The sequence below is a fragment of the Streptomyces sp. NPDC056580 genome, from assembly GCF_042793175.1.
Classification (GTDB): domain Bacteria; phylum Actinomycetota; class Actinomycetes; order Streptomycetales; family Streptomycetaceae; genus Streptomyces.
Genome location: NZ_JBHTVE010000002.1, coordinates 65,426 through 84,137 on the forward strand (window position 1 = coordinate 65,426; position 18,712 = coordinate 84,137).

Below are 18,712 nucleotides of genomic sequence, written 5' to 3' on the forward strand. Positions count from 1 at the left end.
TGCCCGGGCGGTGCGGTGAGTGCCTTCGCCGTCACGGGGTAGGCCTGCCGTAACCACCGCAAGCCGAGCAAGCGACCAGTGACAAGGAGGCCCCCGTGGCCGCACCGGCTCATCCCACCGTCCCGGCCCAGTGGAAACCCCCGGCGGAGCCCTCCGCCGAGACCGAAGAGATGCGGCTGTGCGTCTTCAGCGCGGAGAGCGCCTGCGCGGAGACGCCGCTGACCAGCGAGCCGCCCCTGCCCGACGCCGAACCCCTGACCAGTGAGCCGCCGCTCGCCGACGCCGCCCCGCTGACCAGCGAGTCAGAGCCGGTCCCCGACTTCTTCGGCGCGGGACTGTAGATGGCCGCGGCCGCCGACGAGGAGCTGGCCCGGCTCGCCGCACTGCACGGGGTGGACACCTCCTACAGCCCCGCCCCCGACCGCACGGTCGACGTACCCGCCTCCGCCGTGGTGGCCGCCCTGGCCGCCCTCGGTGTCGACGCGGGCACCCCGGACGCGGTCCGCGCCGCGCTCACCGCACGGGAGCGCGAGCTGCGCGAACGCCTGCTGCCCCCGACGGTCGTGCACTGGGCCGGCGATCCGGACGGCCCCGCCGCCCTCGCCGCGCTGCCCGCCGGCACCCGCCTCACCGTGGAGACCGAGGAGGGCGAGCTGCTGGACACGGCCGGCGGCCTGCCGCTCGGCGTGCACCGGCTGACCGCCGCCGCGCCCGACGGCCGCACCGGGCACTGCCACCTCGTCGTCGCCCCGGACCGGCTGCCCACCCCGGCCACCCGCTCCTACGGCCTGCTCGTCCAGCTCTACTCGCTGCTCTCCCGGCGCTCCTGGGGCATGGGCGACCTCGGTGACCTCGCCGAGCTGGCCGGCTGGGCCGGGCGCACCGTCGGCGCCGGATTCGTGCAGGTCAACCCGCTGCACGCGGCGGTGCCCGGCGCCCCGACCGACCCCTCGCCGTACCGGCCCTCCTCACGCCGCTTCCCCGACCCGGTGCACCTGCGCGTCGAGCTGATCGACGAGTACGCGTACGTCGAGGACCAGGACCGGGTCCGGGCCCTGCTGGAACGCGCCGGGCGGCTGCGCGCCGACGTCCTCGACAAGGGCGCCCTCATCGACCGGGACGCGGTGTGGGAACTGAAGCGCGAGGCGCTGGAACTGGTCCTCGCCGTGCCTCTCGGACCGGGACGGCAGGCCGCCTACGACGCCTTCCGCGCCGAGGAGGGGCAGGCCCTGGAGGACCACGCCACCTGGTACGCGCTCGCCGAGACCCACGGCTCCGACTGGCACCGCTGGCCGGCCGGGCTGCGCGACCCGCGCTCCGCCGAGACCGCCCGCGCCCGCGCCGCGCTCGCCGACCGCGTCGACTTCCACGCCCGCCTCGCCTGGCTCACCGACGGCCAGCTCCGTGCCGCGCAGCGCGCCGCGCTGGAGGCCGGCATGGCCGTCGGGATCATCCACGACCTCGCCGTCGGCGTGCACCCCCAGGGCGCGGACGCCTGGGCGCAGCAGGACCACTTCGCCGCCGGGATGTCGGTCGGCGCCCCGCCCGACGCCTTCAACGCCCACGGCCAGGACTGGGGGCTGCCGCCCTGGCGCCCCGACCGGCTGGCCGCCTCCGGCCACGCCCCCTACCGCCGGCTGCTGCGCGCCCTGTTCCGCTACACCGGCGCCCTGCGCATCGACCACGTGATGGGCCTGTTCCGGCTGTGGTGGGTGCCCCAGGGCAGCCCGCCCACCGAGGGCACCTACGTCCGCCACGACGCCGAGGCCATGCTCGCGCTGCTCGCCCTGGAGGCCTTCCGGGCCGGAGCGGTGGTGATCGGCGAGGACCTGGGGACGGTGGAGCCGGGGGTGCGCGAGACGCTGCAGCGGCGCGGGGTGCTCGGCACCTCCGTGCTCTGGTTCGAACGGGACTGGGAGGGCGAGGGCCGTCCGCTGCCCCCCGAGCACTGGCGTGCCGACTGCCTGGCCACCGCCACCACCCACGATCTGCCGCCCACCGCCGCCCGGCTCACCGGCGACCACGTCGGTCTGCGCGACCGCCTCGGCCTGCTCACCCGCTCCGCCGCCGAGGAGAGCGCCGAGGCGGCCGCGGACACGGCGGAGTGGCTCGCGCTGCTGGGCAGCCTCGGCCTGCTCGACAGCCCGGCGGCCGGTCCGCCCGGCAGCGACGAGGAGGCGGAGATCCAGGGCGTCCACCGCTTCCTGCTGCGCACTCCGGCACGCCTGGTCGGCGTCTGGCTCCCGGACGGGGTGGGCGACCGCCGCCCGCAGAACCTGCCCGGCACCTGGGACGAGTACCCGAACTGGCGGCTGCCGGTCGCCGACGCCGAGGGCCGCCCGGTGACGCTGGAGGAGCTGGCGGCCTCGCCCCGGCTCCGGGCGCTGCTGGACGTGCTCCGGCGGGAGTCGGGCGGGTGAGGGCCGCGTAGGGGACCCCGGCCGCGCGTCCGTCCCGGTGATTCGCTAACTTGAGAGCGTGGACAATAAGAACGCCCTGCGCGCCGGCGCCCTGGCCGCCGGTACGACGCTGATGATGCTGCTCATGTCGTCCCCCGCGCTCGCGCTGACCCGCGACGACGGTGACGACCCCGGCCCCGGCCTGAGCGTCATCCAGACGCTGGGCCTCTACGTGCTGGCGCCGATCGCCCTGTTCGTGATCATCGCGGGCCTGGTCATGGCGCTGGACAAGTCCCGTGCCAAGAAGGACACCACTACGTCCAACATCAGCGTGAAGGGCGAGGCGAAGGCCTGACCGGCCTCCCCGTCCCGCCGAGGGCGCCGTCCTCCCCGCCGGTACGCGCACACCGCCGTACCCGGGTGAGGCCGGCGCCCTCGGCGTTCGCCGGGTCTCCCGCCGTGCCTAGATCCCGGGCTCCCGCGTCCCCGCGAGCAGTTCCCGCAGCAGGCCGGCCAGTTGGCCGGTCTTTTCGTCGTCGAGGTGGGACAGGGCCTCGGTCTGGGCGGCGAGGCCCGCGCCGACCGCCCGGTCGATGACGTCCAGTCCCTTCTCGGTCAGCGTCACCTGGAGCCCTCGGCGGTCGTGCGGGTCGGGGGAGCGGCGCAGCAGCCCCGCCCGCTCCAGCTTGTCCAGACGGCCGGTCATGCCGCCGGTGGTGAGCATCAGGGTCTCCGAGAGCCGGCGCGGTGACAGGGTGTACGGCTCGCCGGAGCGGCGCAGGGCGGCCAGCACGTCGAACTCGCCCCGCGAGACGCCGTAGGGCTCGTAGGCCTTCTCCATGCGGTCGCCCATGGCCCGGGAGAGGCGGTGGATCCGCCCGAAGACCTCCATCGCCCGCGTGTCGAGGTCGGGGCGGACGGCCGCCCACTGGTCGATGATCGCGTCGACGGGGTCGTCGGGCTGCTGCCGGCCTGCGTTCATGTGCCGAGTATCGCGTCCGGCACGTTCGACGGCAAGAAAGTGGCTTGACGCTAAGTGGCTTGCCACTAAGCTACTTACCACTCGCCGACATTCGTGAAAGGGCCCGGTGATGAAGCGCCCCACGACCGTCCTGCTCACCGCTCTCGCCCCCGTCTCCTGGGGCACCACCTACGCCGTCACCACCGAATTCCTGCCGCCGGACCGCCCCCTGTTCACGGCCCTGGTCCGCGCCCTGCCCGCCGGGCTGCTGCTGCTCGCCCTCACCCGGGTCCTGCCGCGGGGCGTCTGGTGGGCGAAGGCGGCCGTGCTGGGCGCGCTCAACATCGGCGCCTTCTTCCCGCTGCTGTTCGTGTCGGCGTACCGGCTGCCCGGCGGGATGGCCGCCGTGGTCGGCTCGGCCGGCCCGCTGTTCGTGGTCGCCCTGTCGGTGCCGCTGCTCCGCGAGCGGCCGGCCGCCCGCACCCTGGCCACCGGGGCCGTGGCCGCGCTCGGCGTCAGTCTCGTCGTGCTCAAGGGGGCCGGCGCGCTCGACGCGGCCGGGGTGCTCGCGGCCGTCGCCGCCACCGCCTCGATGTCCGCCGGCACCGTGCTGACCCGGCGCTGGGGCCGGCCGGACGGCGTCGGCCCGCTCGCCCTCACCGGCTGGCAGCTCACCGCAGGCGGCCTGATCGTCGCCCCGGTCGCCCTGCTGGCCGAGGGCGCCCCGCCCGCGCTCGACGGCCGCGCGATCGGCGGCTACCTCTACCTCGCGCTGGCCAACACGGCGGTCGCCTACTGGCTCTGGTTCCGCGGCATCGGCCGGCTCGGCGCGACCCGGGCCGGCTTCCTCGGCCCGCTCTCCCCGCTGACCGCCGCCGTGACCGGCTGGGCGGCCCTGGGACAGGCGCTCACCCCGGTCCAGGCGCTCGGCATGGCGCTGGCGTTCGCGGCGACGCTGGCCGGGCAGCTCGGGAGCGGCGTGGTCTACGGGCGCCGCACCTCGTACAGGAAGCAGCCGTACTCCACCGCCCGCACGTGCACCAGCGCCACTTCCGGGTCGGCGAAGGCCTCCGCGAACGCCGGCGCGAAGCCGTCCGGGCCCTCGACCAGCCGGCCCCCGAGGATGCGGCCGTCGGCGGAGTAGCGGCGCAGCGTGCGGTGGGCTCCGGTGAAGGGGAGCGCGTCGCCGTCCGGCCCGGCGCACTCGCCTGCGTGGATGAAGACGGGGCCCTGCTCGTCGTAGGCCCCCGGGTCGGCGCCCGTCGCGGCCGCCCAGCGGCGCAGGGGCGCGTACGACACCAGGGCGACGCGCTCGCCCGGTGCGCTCCGGCGCAGGCAGCAGCGCAGCGGCGCACCGCCCTCCGGGTCCGCGAAGGCGGTCATGGGCCGCCCCGCGTCGTCCGAGACGCGCAGCTCCGCGAGGGTCGTGGGCTCCAGGGGCCGTGCCGTGCAGATCGTCATGCGACCAGCGTGGCCCGCCGCCGGTGCGCACACCGGCGGAATCCGGACGTCGTGTCCGGCGCCCCGGCCCGCGGCACGGAAAAGGGCGCCCGGTGCGGGACCGGGCGCCCTCGTCGCCGTGCCGGCGTTACGCGGTCGCCGCGTCCGCCGCCTGGGCCCTCAGCGCGCGCTCGACGCCCGAGCGGGACTCCGAGACCAGCCGGCGCAGGGCCGCGCCGGGCTCGGCCGAGGCCAGCCAGGCGTCCGTCCTGGCCAGCGTGTCCTCGGACACCTGCACCGCCGGGTACAGGCCGATCGCGATCTGCTGGGCCATCTCGTGCGAACGGGCGTTCCAGACGTCCTTGAGGACCTCGAAGTACCGCTCCGCGTAAGGCGCCAGCAGCTCCCGCTGGTCGGTCTGCACGAAGCCGCCGATCACCGCCTCCTGCACGGCGTTCGGCAGCTTGTCGGAGTCGACGACCGACGCCCACGCCTCCGCCTTGGCCTCCGGCGTGGGACGGGCCGCCCGGGCGGTGGCCGCGTGCCGCTCTCCGGCCGCGGTCCGGTCCCGCTCGTACTCCGCGGCGATCTCCGCCTCGTCGAAGCGGCCGACCGCCGCGAGCCGCTCCACGAACGCCCAGCGCAGCTCCGTGTCGACGGCCAGGCCCTCGATGGTCTGCGAGCCGTCCAGCAGCGCCTCGAGCAGGTCGAGCTGCTCCGGCGTGCGGGCCGTCGCCGCGAAAGCGCGGGCCCAGGCGAGCTGGTGGTCGCTGCCCGGACCGGCCGAGCGCAGGTGGGCCAGCGTGGCGTCGGTCCAGCGGGTCAGCAGGGCCTCGCGGGCGGCCGGGTCGGCGTACAGGTCGACGGCCAGCTTCACCTGACGCTGCAGCGACTGCACCACACCGATGTCGGACTCCTTGCCGATGCCGGACAGCACCAGCGACAGGTAGTCCCGGGTGGCCAGCTCGGCGTCGCGGGTCATGTCCCAGGCCGAGGCCCAGCACAGGGCGCGCGGCAGGGAGGCCTCGAAGTCGCCGAGGTGCTCGGTGACGGTCCGCAGGGACTCCTCGTCCAGCCGGACCTTCGCGTACGACAGGTCGTCGTCGTTGAGCAGGACGACCGCGGGCCGGGGCCTGCCCGAGAGCTGCGGCACCGCCGTCAGCTCGCCGTCGACGTCCAGCTCGATCCGGTCGGTGCGCACCAGCTTGCCGCGGCCGTCCAGGTCGTACAGGCCGATCGCGATGCGGTGCGGGCGCAGCACCGGCTCGCCCTTGGCCCCGGCGGGCAGCGCCGGGGCCTCCTGGCGGACGGCGAAGGAGGTGATGACGCCCTCGGCGTCCGTCTCGATCTCCGGGCGCAGCACGTTGATGCCGGCCGTCTCCAGCCACTGCTTCGACCAGGTCTTCAGGTCGCGGCCGGAGGTCTCCTCCAGGGCGCCCAGCAGGTCGGACAGGCGCGTGTTGCCGTACGCGTGCCGCTTGAAGTAGGCCTGCACGCCCTTGAAGAACTCGTCCTCGCCGACGTACGCGACGAGCTGCTTGAGCACGCTCGCGCCCTTGGCGTAGGTGATGCCGTCGAAGTTGACGAGCACGTCGTCCAGGTCACGGATGTCGGCCATGATCGGGTGCGTGGAGGGGAGCTGGTCCTGCCGGTACGCCCAGGTCTTCATGGAGTTCGCGAACGTCGTCCACGCGTGCGGCCAGCGGGAGCCGGGCGCGGCGGCCTGGCAGGCGATGGAGGTGTAGGTGGCGAACGACTCGTTCAGCCACAGGTCGTTCCACCACTCCATGGTGACCAGGTCGCCGAACCACATGTGGGCCAGCTCGTGCAGGATGGTCTCGGCCCGCACCTCGTACGCCGCGTCGGTCACCTTGGACCGGAACACGTACTGGTCGCGGATGGTGACCGCGCCCGCGTTCTCCATCGCGCCGGCGTTGAACTCGGGCACGAAGAGCTGGTCGTACTTCTCGAACGGGTACGCCAGCCCGAACTTCTCCTGGAACCAGTCGAAGCCCTGCCGGGTCACCTCGAAGATGGCGTCCGAGTCCAGGAACTCGGCCAGCGACGGACGGCAGTAGATGCCGAGCGGCACGCTCTGCCCGTCCCGCTCGTACACGCTGTGCACCGAGTGGTACGGGCCGACGATCAGCGCCGTGATGTACGACGAGATGCGGGGCGTCGGCTCGAAGACCCAGACGTTCTCCTGCGGCTCCGGCGTCGGCGAGTTGGAGATGACCGTCCAGCCCTCCGGCGCCTTCACGGTGAACTGGAAGGTCGCCTTCAGGTCGGGCTGCTCGAACGAGGCGAAGACCCGGCGGGCGTCCGGCACCTCGAACTGGGTGTACAGGTATGCCTGCTCGTCCACCGGGTCCACGAAGCGGTGCAGGCCCTCGCCGGTGTTGGTGTAGGCGCAGTCGGCCACGACGCGCAGGATGTTGCGCCCGTCCAGCAGGTCGCGCAGCGCGATCCGCGAGTCGGCGAACACCTCGGCGGGGTCGAGCGGGTCCCCGTTCAGCGTCACCTCGTGGACGGCCGGGGCCACCAGGTCGATGAACGACGTGGCGCCCCTCTCGGCCACGTCGAAGCGCACCGTCGTCACGGACCGGTAGGTGCCGCCCTCCTGCGCGCCGGAGAGGTCGAGATCGATCTCGTACGAGTCAACGGTGAGCAGCTTCGCCCGCTGCCGCGCCTCTTCGCGAGTCAGGTTTGTGCCAGGCACGCGGTCATCTCCTCGTTATGTGTGGGTTGCGCCATCCTTCCATGGCGGCCACGGGGAAAGCGATGAGCCCGGGCATGCGAAAGGGGCGGTCACGCGTACGCGGCCGCCCCCTCGCACCGGGTGCCTAATTCTCGGCCAGCTCGGCCGCCACCAGCTCCGCGATCTGCACCGCGTTCAGCGCGGCGCCCTTGCGGAGGTTGTCGTTGGAGACGAACAGCGCCAGGCCGTTGTCCGCTGTCTCGTCACGGCGGATCCGGCCGACGTACGACGGGTCCTGGCCGGCCGCCTGGAGCGGGGTCGGGATGTCGGAGATGGCCACGCCCGGGGCGCCCGCGAGCAGCTCGGTCGCCCGCTCGGGGCTGAGCGGCCGGGCGAAACGGGCGTTGACCTGGAGGGAGTGACCGGAGAAGACGGGGACGCGCACGCAGGTGCCGGAGACCTTGAGGGCCGGGATCTCCAGGATCTTGCGGGACTCGTGGCGCAGCTTCTGCTCCTCGTCGGTCTCGCCCAGACCGTCGTCGACGATCGAACCGGCCAGCGGGACCACGTTGAAGGCGATGGTGCGCTTGTAGACCTGCGGCTCGGGGAAGTCGACCGCGGAGCCGTCGTGGGTCAGCTTGTCGGCCTCGGCGGCCACCTTCTGCACCTGGCCGTGCAGCTCGGCCACGCCCGCCAGACCGGAGCCGGACACCGCCTGGTAGGTGGCGACGACCAGTGCCTCGAGGCCGGCCTCCTCGTGCAGCGGCTTCAGGACCGGCATCGCCGCCATGGTGGTGCAGTTCGGGTTGGCGATGATGCCCTTGGGGCGGTCGGCGATGGCGTGCGGGTTGACCTCGGCCACCACCAGGGGGACCTCCGGGTCGCGGCGCCAGGCCGAGGAGTTGTCGATCACCACGGCGCCCTGGGAGGCGACCTTCTCGGCCAGCGCCCGGGAGGTCGCGCCGCCGGCGGAGAAGAGCACGATGTCCAGGCCGGAGTAGTCGGCGGCCGCCGCGTCCTCCACCGTCACGCCGTCCAGCACGGTGCCGGCCGAGCGGGCCGAGGCGAACAGGCGCAGCTCGGTGACGGGGAAGTTCCGCTCCGCGAGGATCCTGCGCATGACCGTGCCGACCTGACCGGTGGCTCCGACGATTCCGACCCTCACGGCGACTCCCTCTGTGTGTCTGTTGCTGCTTGCCTTCGCATGACCGGGGCTTTTCCATCATGCGGCCAGCCCCGGTCCACCTGTCCAATTCTTTGCGGCGCCTGCCCGCGGAGTGGGACACGGTCACCCGGCGTCCGGTTCCGGACCTCCGTCGTGCACCGCGCTGAGCTGCAGATGTTTCCCCGGCGGCGGCCCCGCGCCGGAAGCTGTGCTGTGCCGCCCCTGCCCGCCCGGGCACCGGCCACGCGGAGGTGTGACGTACGCCTCTCGCGTCCCCGTCGGACGGCCGAACGTTTCCGCCCCCTCACGCGTCGTAGGGGCAAAAGCGTGAGGGGGTGGCTTGTGCTGCGCGGAGGGGCGCGCCGCGACCAGGGGGCGTACGCCGGTGCGGACCGCACCGGCGGGGACCCGCTGGACGCGGCCCAGGAACGCCGGGTGCGGGCGGTGCTCGCGCTCGGCGGGGTGCCGCAGGCGGACCTGCCGGACGGGGTGCAGCAGGTCCGCCTGCGGCTGCTGGAGCGGGCCGCGAGCGGGCGCGAGGCGCCGCGGGACGTCTCGGCGTGGGCGGCGGTGGTCGCCTCCAACCTCGCCATGGACTGGCACCGGGCCAAACGGCGCCAGGAGCGGCTGGGGGAGCGGCTCGCGTCCCTGCGGGAGCCGTCGCACCCGTCGGGCGAGGAGACCAGCGTGCTCTCCCTCGCCGTCGCCCGTGGCCTGGACGAACTGCCCGACGCCCAGCGCCAGGTCCTGATCCTGCGCTTCTTCGCCGACCTGCCGGTGCGGGACATCGCCGGGGAACTGGGCGTTCCCGAGGGCACGGTCAAGAGCCGGTTGCACACGGCGGTCCGCGCCCTGCGCCGGCGACTGCACGAGGACGAGGTGGTGTGAGATGTCCGCCGGACACGAGGACGGGGAGCACGGCGGCATGGACGCCCTGATGGCCGCGATCACAGGCGCCCCCCTGCCACCGCAGGCCCAGGGGGACCCCGCCCTCCTCGCGGAGCACCGCTCGGCCGAGGCGGACGTGGCGGTGCTGAAGGAGCAACTGGTCCGGCTCGCCGAGGCCCTGACGGGGGAGCCGCAGCAGCCGGCGCCAGGGACGTCGGCCGCGGACGGGCCGGCGGGCGAGGGCGCGGGCGGGGGTGCCGAGGGGGCCGGGACGGAGGGTGCCGAGGGGGCCGGGACGGAGGGTGCCGCCGGGTCCGCTCCCGCGGGCGCACGGGGCGCCGGCCGGCCGCGGAGCGTCAGGCGGCCGGGCGGGGCCGGGCGGCCGGGCCGGCCGGGCGGGGTCCGGCGCGGGGCGCGGGTGGTGCTCGGGTCGGTGGCCGGGGTGATGGCCTTCGGGCTGGTGGCGGGGCTCGGCTGGGCGGTGGTGCGGTCGGGTGAAGACCTCTCGGCGGGCTCGGACAAGAGCGCCGACGCGAAGAGCCGGGCGGACGGCCCGGCCCGGGCCGCGAGCGGGCCGGCGCTCTCCTGCTACCGGCTGCTCGCCGAGGGCACCGTCACCCGGGTGGACCGGCGGACGCGCGCCCCCCGGATCCGCGTCGTGCTCACCGTGACCCGCTCCTACCGGCCCGCCCACGGCCCGTCGGAGGTCGCCTTCCTCCTCGGCGCCACGGCGAGCCCGGCCCCGCGCTCCGGGCAGCACGTGCTGGCCGGGGTGGGCCGGGGACGGCAGGAGGCGAGCCTGTGGGCCGTCGGCGACGCCCGGGTGGCCGACGAACGCGCCCGGTTCACCGGGACGGCGCCAGAGTCCGCGCCCGCCCCGTGCGACGAGCCGTGAACCGGGCGGGGGGGGACCCTGGTCACGGGGCACGGGGCACGGCCTTGGCAGCGCCGCTGCCGCTCGCCGCGGCGGCGCTCGTCCCGGGTTCGACCGTCCGCGCGGTTGTCGCCGTCTTGGCGGCCTCGGTGTCAGGGCAAGGGTGCGCGTGTCCCGCGTACCGGTGCCCCACGCCCGCACCGTCCACGCCGCGTCGGCGTCAGCGCACGGGTGCGCGACGTGCGGGACGGCCGGGGCGGGCCGCGTCGGGGAGGCGGTGGTCCGGTGAGACGGCCGAGGGGCGGGCGCCCGTGTCCGGACGCCCGCCCCTCGCCTGGGGTCACCCCGTTACTGCGTGACCTTCTCGATCTTCACGCTGCCGGTGCCCGCGGCCGTGCCGCGGCCGTTGACGAGCTGGACCTGGCCGAAGAACTCGCGGCCGGCGGGAGCCGCGGCGGCCGCCGTGACCTGTCCGCTCACCGTGGCCGAGTCGCCCGTGCCGAGCTTGACCGCGGCCGAGCCGTCGACCGTGACGGTGCCGAGCGTGCTGGAGAAGAACACGTCCCGGTAGTCGTAGTCGGTCGAGCCGGCCGGGACCGAGTAGCCGACGACCTTGACGGTGTACGTTCCGGCGGCCGGGGACGGGATGGAGACCGCCTCCTCCGAGTCGCCGTCCGCGGACTGCGCGACCTGCTTGCCGGCCGAGTCGTACACGGTCAGGTCCAGGTCGGCGGCCGCGTCGGAGACGTTGCCGATCGCCACGTCCAGGGACTTGGCGCCGGCCGGGACGTCCACCGTGGTGGTCTGCGTCTCGCCTTCCTTGATGGCCGGGCGGGCCGACTTGGAGGAGCCCAGCGGACCGCCGACCAGCTTGCCGTCCAGCGCCGCGTACTTGTTGGTCACCTTCCAGGAGACCGCGGCCGGCGTGCCGACCTTCGCCTCGGGCACGGTCACGGTCTGCGGGTCGAAGGCCGCGCCGAGCACGGTGACGTCCAGCTTGTAGGGGTTGTCCAGCAGCGGGGACGTGCGCCGGGACTCGACCTCGACCTCCCAGACGCCGGGCTGCGGGTCGGCGTAGGAGCGGACGTCCGGCTTGCAGCCGTTGCCGTCGAGGTAGTTGTTGTAGCAGTACGGCGTGCTGGTGTTGTCCACCGGAGTGCCGTACGGGTGGATCGCGATGAACCGGGTCTGGCTCTTGTCCTTGAGCCCGCCGATCGCGACCTCCAGCGACCTGGCGCCCTCGGGCACGTTCACGAAGTACGACCGGGTGCTGTTGCGCTGCACCGAACCGGACGCGGAGTAGGTGTAGTTCACCGGGGAGGCGACCACCACGGTGGTGAGGATCTGCTTGTCGGTCCCCTCCGTGCGCGGGTCGTCGACGTCCAGGATCGCGCTCTTCAGGCCGGCCGACCCCGGGGCCGCCTGGACCTTGACCGTCACCGGCTGGTTCAGCGGCAGCCGCACGTCGTCGTCACCGACGATCCGGAAGGTCCGCTCGGCGTTGTTCTCGAAGCGCAGCTCGTGCCGCAGGGCGCGGTCCGGGCCGGAGGTACGGGTGATGGTCACGTCGTACGTCTTGCGCTGACCGGCCTTCAGGCCGCCCTCGCGGTCGTACAGACCGGTGCCGAAGCCCGGGGTCTTCAGCGCGTAGTCGATCGCGGTGTCGACCGGGGCCTTCACGGTGTAGTCGTGGGCGGTGGCGCCGTGGCGGATCGCGTCCCAGGCGTCCACGATGTCGATGAGGCCGGCGCCCTCCTCGTAGGCCTGCACACCGCTGATGTGGTCCGCGGTCGAGGTCAGCGCGGTGCGCAGGTCCGCGGGCGTCAGGTCGATGCCCTTCTGCTTGGCGGCGCTCAGCAGCAGCGCGCTCGCGCCCGCCGCCTGCGGGGAGGCCATCGAGGTGCCCTGGAGCATCGAGTAGCCGGCCGGCAGCGAGTAACCCGCATCGGCGACCGGGGAGCCCGGCAGCCAGGTCTGGGTGGTGTTGATCGCGGCGCCGGGCGCGCTCAGGGTCGGGGTGAAGCCGCCGTCCTCACGCGGGCCGCGCGAGGAGAAGGGCATCATCGCGTACTTGGTCTCCACGGCGGAGCCGTAGTTGGCGGCCCAGGTGTCCTTGGAGATGGTCGCGCCGACGGAGATCACCTTGTCCGCGAGGCCGGGGTCGCCGATCGTGTTGGCGCCCGGGCCGGAGTTGCCGGCGGAGATCACGAGCTGGACGCCGTAGGTGTCGATGAGCCGCGTGTACAGCTCGGCGCGCGCGTTGTTGCCGTCGTTCAGCGCCGGCAGGCCGCCGATGGACATGTTGACGATGTCGACGCCGCGGTTGGCGACCAGGTCGATCATGCCCTCGGTGAGCGCGACGTTGGTGCAGCCGCCGCTCCAGGTGCAGGCCCGGGAGGAGACGATCTTCGCGCCGGGGGCCGCGCCGCTCATCCTGCCGCCGAACAGCCCGTTGGCGGAGGTGATGCCGGCGACGTGCGTGCCGTGCTCGGACTCGATGACGCCGATGTTGACGAAGTCGGCCGTCTTGCCGACCCAGTCGCCGCCGTACGGGTCGGTCGGCACGTCCTTGCGGATCTGCACGACGAACGGCTGCCGCTCGACCACGTCGGTCTTCGGGTCGTCGGTGCCGAAGTACCCGATCTGGTAGCCGTCCTTGTACGGCTTCATCGGGGTGTCGTCGGTGAAGTCGAAGTTGTTGTTCAGGTCGACGCGGACGGTACCGGCGGCCGGGTCGTACAGGACGCCCCAGACGTCGGTGGTGTCGCCGTCCCGGTTGGCGTCGCCCGCCGCGTCGCCGCCGGCCGTGGACGACTCGCGGAACAGGTTGACCTGGTAGTCGCCCTGGGGCGCCTTCCAGGTGGCGCCGCCGTAGGAGAACGACGGGCCGCTGACCGGGTTGGTCATCCGGCGCCAGGTGCCGTCGCCGTCGATGATCGGGTCGGTTGCCGTCACCCAGTCGGTGATCTTCCGCTCACCGGTGGTGGTCTTCTGCAGCGCCGGGTGGCCGAGGTCGACGCCGGAGTCGAGGATGCCGATCGTGACGCCCCGCCCGTCCGCCTTCGGGTGGTCCTTGACGAAGTCGACGGCACCGGTCTCGAAGGACGGGTTGTACGGGTTCTTGGCCGGGGTGTCCTTGCCGGGTCCGGAGTAAGTGGCCGCCGAACTCTGGCCCTTGGCGTCCTGCGCGGTGTCCGCGCCGGGCGTCGGGTCGTCCAGCGGGATCTCCTGGCGCAGGTCGATCGCGTGCACGGAGGACAGCTTCGCGGCGGCCGCGATCGCCGAGTCGGCCTTCGCGGTCGGCACGGTCGCCCGGACGTAGCCGAGCTTGTCGTAGGTGCGGCCCACCGAGCCGCCCTTGACCGCGTCCAGCTCCGCGGCGACCTGCTCGGTCTGCCCGGGCGCGGTGGCGACCATCATCGTGACGTTCTTGTCGCCGTTCGCCTTGGCCTCGGCGAGCCGGTCGGCGTCGTCCGAACCGAGCTTGTCGTGGGCTGACTTGACGGCGGGATCGGCCGTGGCGGGTGTCGCCTCCGCGCCGAGGGCCAGCGGTACCGGCCCGGCCGCGGAGAGGGCGGCCACCACGCCCACGGCCACGGCTATGCGGGCCAGGCGTCTCGGGCCGGATATCGGTTCGCGCTCGGGGGTGTGGGTCATCGGCATCCCTTGCAGGTGAGTAAACCAGTGCCGGACGAGCGCACAGCTTTACCCAAGGCGCGGAACTTTGGGGACCGTTGACCCAAACGAAATCAATGTATGGGGAAAACCCGCTATGGGATTCGGGTGGATGAAGCCCGGTTGCTCCCGGTTCCGCTCAACTCTCCTTGGAGCGGGCGTAATGCCGGGACGCCTTGGCGCGGTTGCCGCACGACGCCATAGAGCACCAGCGGCGGGTGCCGTTGCGGGAGGTGTCGAAGAAGTGCAGCACGCAGGCCTCGTGGGCGCAGCGGCGGATCCGGTCCGGGGCCCGGCCGAGCAGGTCCAGGTAGTCGCGGGCGGCGAGCCAGGCCGGCGCCCAGGAGGCGTCGGCGAACTCCGGTTCCTCGTGGGCCCCGTCGACGGTCAGCCGGGCCCTGATGCGCCCGTGCGCCAGCACGGCGTCGACGAGCGCGGCGCCCCGGGCCGGCGACCCGTCCACGGCGGCGCCGAGCGCCTCCCGCGCCTGCCGCAGGTGGCGCAGCACGTCCGCGTCGGCCGGGTGCTCGCCGGCCAGCCCGTTGGCCGCGAGCCACACCGCGAGGCCGTCCGTGCCGTCGAGCAGGTCCCGGGACACGCCCTCCTCGTTCCACCGCGTGTTGAGCAGGTCGAGGGCGAGCGGCTCACCGGTGAGCGGACGGGGATCGCGGTCGGCGGACATGGGGCACTCCTTCTTCGCTAACCACTCAAGGGTACGTGACCGGTTGACGCTCCAGTTTCTAACCTCTAACGTGATTGATGAAGGTTAGAAACTCCGAAGGGGAGAGCCATGACCCTGCGCACCGGCCACACCGGCCTGAACGTCACCGACCTCGACCGTTCCCTCGCCTTCTACCGGGACGTCCTGGGGTTCGCGCTGCTCGCCGAGGGCAAGGAGGACGACCGCAGGTACGCGTTCCTGGGCGAGGCCGGGGGCGACGGACCCGTCCTCACCCTCTGGCAGCAGGCCCGCGCCACCTACGACGGCGCCCGGGCCGGCCTGCACCACCTCGCCTTCACGGCCGATTCGGTGGACCGGGTCCGGGAGCACGAGGCGGCGCTCAGGGCCGCCGGGGTGGAGTTCGCCCACGAGGGCGTGGTGGCCCACCGGGAGGGCTCGGCCTCCGGCGGGATCTTCTTCCACGACCCGGACGGCACCCGGCTGGAGATCTCCGTCCCGCATGGCGCCGAGGGCGCCCCCGCCCCGCACGCCTCCGCTCCGACCTGCGGTTTCTTCTAGGGCATCGCGCCATGAGCGTCTATCACGCCGGTTCCCGCGCCGTGCAGGACCTGGCCGGGGTGCGGGACCGCGCCGATCACGTCGGCCGCTCCCTCACCCCGGACATCAAGCCGGTCGCGGCGGCCTTCCTGGAGCTCCAGCCGCTGCTCGTCGTGGGCGCCGCCGACCCCGCCACGGGCCGGGTGTGGGCCTCGCCGGTCACCGGCGCCCCCGGCTTCGTCCGGGCCGCCGGGCCCCGGCGGATGTCCGTCACCGGCGGCCCGCCCCCGGCCGACCCGCTCGCGGCGGCCCTGACCGCCCCGGGCATCCCCGTGGGCACCATCGCGCTCGATCCGCGCACCCGGCGCCGGATGCGGCTCAACGGCCGGCTCCGGCCGACACCGCGCGGCTTCGCCGTCGCGGCGGAGCAGGTGTTCGCCAACTGCCCCAAGTACATCCAGCGCCGGGAGACCTGCGAGCGGGTCCAGGACCGCGTGCCGGGCACGCCCCGCCCGCTGACCGCGCTCGGCGACGAGCAGGCCGCGCTCGTCGCGGCGGCCGACACCTTCTTCCTGGCCACCGTGCACACCGACGGAGCCGACGCCAGCCACCGCGGCGGCAACCCGGGCTTCGTCCGGGTCGTCTCACCGCGCGAACTGGCCTGGCCGGACTATCCCGGCAACGCCATGTTCCGCAGCCTCGGCAACCTGCACACCGACCCGCGCGCCGGACTGCTCTTCCTGGACTGGACGACCGGCACCACCCTCCAGCTCACCGGCTCGGCCCGCACCGGGTTCGGTGCCGGCGGCGAGCGCACGGTCCGCTTCACCGTCACCGGCGGCGTGCACACCCCGGCCGCCCTGCCGCTGCGCTGGTCCGCGCCGGGGTATTCACCCGCCAACCCGGACATCCCGCGCTAACGTCCGGACATGCGACAGAAGTTGAGAGTGGCGGCCTACGCCGTGTGCGTCCGCGACGGGCAGATCCTGCTGGCCCGCTCCCCGGCCCCCGGCGGCACCCACGAGTGGGTGCTGCCGGGCGGCGGCATGGAGCACGGCGAGGACCCGTACGACACCGTCCGGCGTGAGGTCACCGAGGAGACCGGCTACCGGATCGAGGTGACCCGGCTGCTCGGCGTGGACTCCTCCCGCCATGTCTTCCGCGGTGGCCGGCCGCCGCGCCGCACCGACCACCAGGGGGTGCGGATCGTCTACGAGGCCGAGGTCACCGGCGGCGAACTCCGCCACGAGATCGGCGGCTCCACCGACTTCGCGGCCTGGCAGGACCTCGACGCGGTGCCCGGCCTCACCCGGATCCGCCTCGTCGACGTGGCGCTGCGGCTGTGGCGGGAGCGCCCGGAGACCGGACATCTCGCCCCCGGAGCCCGTCCCCTACCCCGTCAGATGAACGAGGAGTGACCGCCCCCGGGCCGCCCGCGTTCCACTCCGTGGCCGCGCCGAGCACCCCGTGATCCACGTACGGTGATCGGCGTTGCGCGTTGCCGCCCTGTTCACGCACAGGTCATCCCCGGTGCCAACCATCCAGAGCGAGCGGGGCGTTCGCGCCTTCGACGGCCCGCGACCACCGCCGACGCGTTCGCACCCGGGGAGACCGCGCCATGTCGCGCACACGCTCTGTCACCACCTCCACGCTGGGGGTCCACCGCCGTACCGTGCTCGCCGCCGCCGGAGCGGTCTCGCTCTCCGCGGGCGTCGGCTACGCACTGCGCCCCACCGACAGCCAGGCCGCCACCACCGCCGAGGCGCCCGTCGCCACCTCCCGCGAGGCGGCCCCGGCCCCGCTCGTCCCCTACACCAAGGGCACCACCCTCGCCTCCGTCGCCGCGCCCGTGGGCCGCTCCGGCTACCGCCGGCTCGGCGACGGCCCCGGCTGGCAGCGGGTCGTGCGGGACGAGCTGGCCGCGCCCAAGTCCGGCCGGGCCGGCCGCCGCACCACCCTCGCGGCGTTCGTGCAGTTCACGGACCTGCACCTGATGGACGTCCAGCACCCGCTGCGCCTGGAGTTCCTGCGCGCCCACGACCCGCACGCCTGGCGCCCGCACGAGGCGCTCACCGTGCCCGGCGCCGTCTCGCTCGTCGAGCGGGTCAACGCGCTGCGCGCCGCCCCCGTCACCGGCGCCCCGCTGCACTTCGTGATGACCACCGGCGACAACACCGACAACAACGCCCACTCCGAACTGGAGTGGTTCATGAAGGTGATGAGCGGCGGCCGCATCACCCCCGACTCCGGGGACCCGCGCCACTACGAGGGCGTGCAGAACAGCGGCCTGAAGCTGTACTGGCAGCCCGGCTCCACCGCACGCGACGGCGACAAGGCGCTCGGCTTCCCCTACCTGAAGGGCTTCCTCGCCGCCGCCACCCGCGAGGTCCGCAGCCCCGGCCTCAACCTGCCCTGGTACTCCACCGTCGGCAACCACGACGCCCTCCCGCTCGGCTGCTACGGCTCCCACGGCGACCCGTACCTCACCGAGGCGGCCATCGGCGGCCGGAAGCTGATGAGCGTCTCCGCCGCCGACGCCAAGAAGCTCCAGGACACCATCAAGAAGGCCACCGATCCCAAGGGCGTCGGCTACCGCGACTTCCTCAAGGCCCACGCCCGCTCCATGCGCCAGGTCACCCCGGACGAGAAGCGGGCCCCCTACACCCGCGCCGACTACCTGAAGGCCCACCTGGACCCCGCCCACCAGGGTCTCGGCCCGGCCGGCCACGGCTACTCCTCGGCGAACCTGGACGCCGGCACCCAGTACTACGCCTTCCGCGTCTCCGAGGACGTCATCGGTATCAGCCTCGACACCACCGACCCCGGCGGCCACTACGAGGGGTCCATCGGCACCGCCCAGCTCAAGTGGCTCGACCGGACGCTGAAGGACAACAAGGACTCCTACGCCGTCGTCTTCAGCCACCACACCAGCAAGACCATGACCAACACCCGCCCCGACCCGGACCGGCCGGGGGAGCGCCGTCACAACGGCGCCGAGGTCGTCTCGCTGCTCTCCTCCCACCGCAACGTGCTCGCCTGGGTGAACGGACACATCCACCGCAACGACATCACCCCGCACCAGGCCTCCGGCGGCCGCTCCTTCTGGGAGATCTCCACCGCCTCGCACGTCGACTTCCCCCAGCTCGCCCGCGTCGTCGAACTCGTCGACAACAAGGACGGCACCCTCTCCGTCTTCACCACCCTGATCGAATCCGCCGCCCCGCACCGCACCGACCACGCCGACCTCTCGCAGACCGGCCTCGCGGCCCTCTACCGTGAGCTGTCGTACAACGCCCCGGGCGCGAGCAAGGCGCTCGCGGGCGACGCCGTGGACCGGAACACGGAACTGGTGCTGAAGAAGGGCTGAAAGTCACCCGACCGGGTCACGGGCAG

At 73.7% G+C, this 18,712-nt stretch carries 15 protein-coding genes and 1 pseudogene; 10 read left to right on the top strand and 6 right to left on the bottom strand.

Features of this window, described 5'->3' with window-relative positions:
- Positions 1–95 precede the first annotated feature (95 nt).
- From ACFQ9Z_RS04025 to ACFQ9Z_RS04035, 3 genes are read left to right on the top strand one after another with little or no spacing between them, the layout of a single operon-like run.
- Complete coding sequence (locus ACFQ9Z_RS04025) at positions 96–341, top strand: hypothetical protein (RefSeq protein ID WP_383010447.1); 246 nt, start codon at positions 96–98, stop codon at positions 339–341.
- Positions 342–2,420 (top strand): 4-alpha-glucanotransferase, encoded by a 2,079-nt coding sequence (malQ, locus tag ACFQ9Z_RS04030; RefSeq protein ID WP_383010449.1) that lies wholly within the window; start codon positions 342–344, stop codon positions 2,418–2,420.
- Between the two features lie 58 nt (positions 2,421–2,478).
- Positions 2,479–2,754 carry a hypothetical protein gene (locus tag ACFQ9Z_RS04035; RefSeq protein WP_360662682.1) on the top strand — a complete coding sequence of 92 codons (276 nt, stop codon included), beginning with the start codon at positions 2,479–2,481 and terminating at the stop codon, positions 2,752–2,754.
- 108 nt (positions 2,755–2,862) lie between these two features.
- Here the strand turns inward: ACFQ9Z_RS04035 and ACFQ9Z_RS04040 are convergent, their stop codons facing one another.
- Entirely contained in the window at positions 2,863–3,381 is a 519-nt protein-coding gene (locus ACFQ9Z_RS04040; RefSeq protein WP_383010452.1) for a MarR family winged helix-turn-helix transcriptional regulator, read from the bottom strand.
- Between the two features lie 109 nt (positions 3,382–3,490).
- Here ACFQ9Z_RS04040 and ACFQ9Z_RS04045 point away from each other — a divergent pair, with 109 nt between their 5' ends.
- The gene (locus tag ACFQ9Z_RS04045; RefSeq protein WP_383010454.1) at positions 3,491–4,504 is read left to right on the top strand and encodes an EamA family transporter; all 1,014 of its coding nucleotides are present in this window, start codon (positions 3,491–3,493) and stop codon (positions 4,502–4,504) included.
- On the opposite strand, the pseudogene ACFQ9Z_RS04050 reads toward ACFQ9Z_RS04045, so the two are convergent.
- The 3 genes and pseudogenes from ACFQ9Z_RS04050 to ACFQ9Z_RS04060 form a co-directional block, all read right to left on the bottom strand.
- Positions 4,411–4,821, bottom strand: a pseudogene (locus tag ACFQ9Z_RS04050) (DUF1203 domain-containing protein); the annotation flags it as partial. The gene ACFQ9Z_RS04045 and the pseudogene ACFQ9Z_RS04050 sit on opposite strands and share 94 nt — an antisense overlap.
- 127 nt (positions 4,822–4,948) lie before the next feature.
- Positions 4,949–7,519, bottom strand: a complete 2,571-nt coding sequence (gene pepN, locus ACFQ9Z_RS04055) for an aminopeptidase N (RefSeq protein ID WP_383010455.1) — start codon at positions 7,517–7,519, stop codon at positions 4,949–4,951.
- A 124-nt stretch (positions 7,520–7,643) separates the two neighbouring features.
- Positions 7,644–8,663 (bottom strand): aspartate-semialdehyde dehydrogenase, encoded by a 1,020-nt coding sequence (locus tag ACFQ9Z_RS04060; protein WP_383010457.1) that lies wholly within the window; start codon positions 8,661–8,663, stop codon positions 7,644–7,646.
- 342 nt (positions 8,664–9,005) lie between these two features.
- On the opposite strand from ACFQ9Z_RS04060, the gene ACFQ9Z_RS04065 reads away from it, so the two are divergent.
- Together ACFQ9Z_RS04065 and ACFQ9Z_RS04070 are read left to right on the top strand one after the other, a co-directional pair.
- Positions 9,006–9,551: a sigma-70 family RNA polymerase sigma factor gene (locus ACFQ9Z_RS04065; RefSeq protein WP_383011794.1), complete on the top strand. Its 546-nt coding sequence runs from the start codon at positions 9,006–9,008 to the stop codon at positions 9,549–9,551.
- Between the two features lies 1 nt (position 9,552).
- On the top strand, positions 9,553–10,446 hold the full coding sequence (locus ACFQ9Z_RS04070; protein WP_383010459.1) for a hypothetical protein: 894 nt from the start codon (positions 9,553–9,555) through the stop codon (positions 10,444–10,446).
- Between the two features lie 327 nt (positions 10,447–10,773).
- Here the strand turns inward: ACFQ9Z_RS04070 and ACFQ9Z_RS04075 are convergent, their stop codons facing one another.
- Both ACFQ9Z_RS04075 and ACFQ9Z_RS04080 read right to left on the bottom strand, forming a co-directional pair.
- Complete coding sequence (locus tag ACFQ9Z_RS04075) at positions 10,774–14,082, bottom strand: S8 family serine peptidase (RefSeq protein ID WP_383010461.1); 3,309 nt, start codon at positions 14,080–14,082, stop codon at positions 10,774–10,776.
- A 157-nt stretch (positions 14,083–14,239) separates the two neighbouring features.
- Positions 14,240–14,782 carry a CGNR zinc finger domain-containing protein gene (locus ACFQ9Z_RS04080; RefSeq protein ID WP_383010463.1) on the bottom strand — a complete coding sequence of 181 codons (543 nt, stop codon included), beginning with the start codon at positions 14,780–14,782 and terminating at the stop codon, positions 14,240–14,242.
- A 108-nt stretch (positions 14,783–14,890) separates the two neighbouring features.
- Here ACFQ9Z_RS04080 and ACFQ9Z_RS04085 point away from each other — a divergent pair, with 108 nt between their 5' ends.
- The 4 genes from ACFQ9Z_RS04085 (at position 14,891) to ACFQ9Z_RS04100 (ending at position 18,686) form a co-directional block, all read left to right on the top strand.
- Complete coding sequence (locus tag ACFQ9Z_RS04085; RefSeq protein WP_383010465.1) at positions 14,891–15,340, top strand: VOC family protein; 450 nt, start codon at positions 14,891–14,893, stop codon at positions 15,338–15,340.
- An 11-nt stretch (positions 15,341–15,351) separates the two neighbouring features.
- Positions 15,352–16,239 carry a pyridoxamine 5'-phosphate oxidase family protein gene (locus ACFQ9Z_RS04090; RefSeq protein WP_383010467.1) on the top strand — a complete coding sequence of 296 codons (888 nt, stop codon included), beginning with the start codon at positions 15,352–15,354 and terminating at the stop codon, positions 16,237–16,239.
- 9 nt (positions 16,240–16,248) lie between these two features.
- On the top strand, positions 16,249–16,737 hold the full coding sequence (locus ACFQ9Z_RS04095; protein WP_383010469.1) for an NUDIX hydrolase: 489 nt from the start codon (positions 16,249–16,251) through the stop codon (positions 16,735–16,737).
- Positions 16,738–16,937: 200 nt separating this feature from the next.
- Entirely contained in the window at positions 16,938–18,686 is a 1,749-nt protein-coding gene (locus ACFQ9Z_RS04100; protein ID WP_383010471.1) for a TIGR03767 family metallophosphoesterase, read from the top strand.
- Positions 18,687–18,712: the final 26 nt, after the last annotated feature.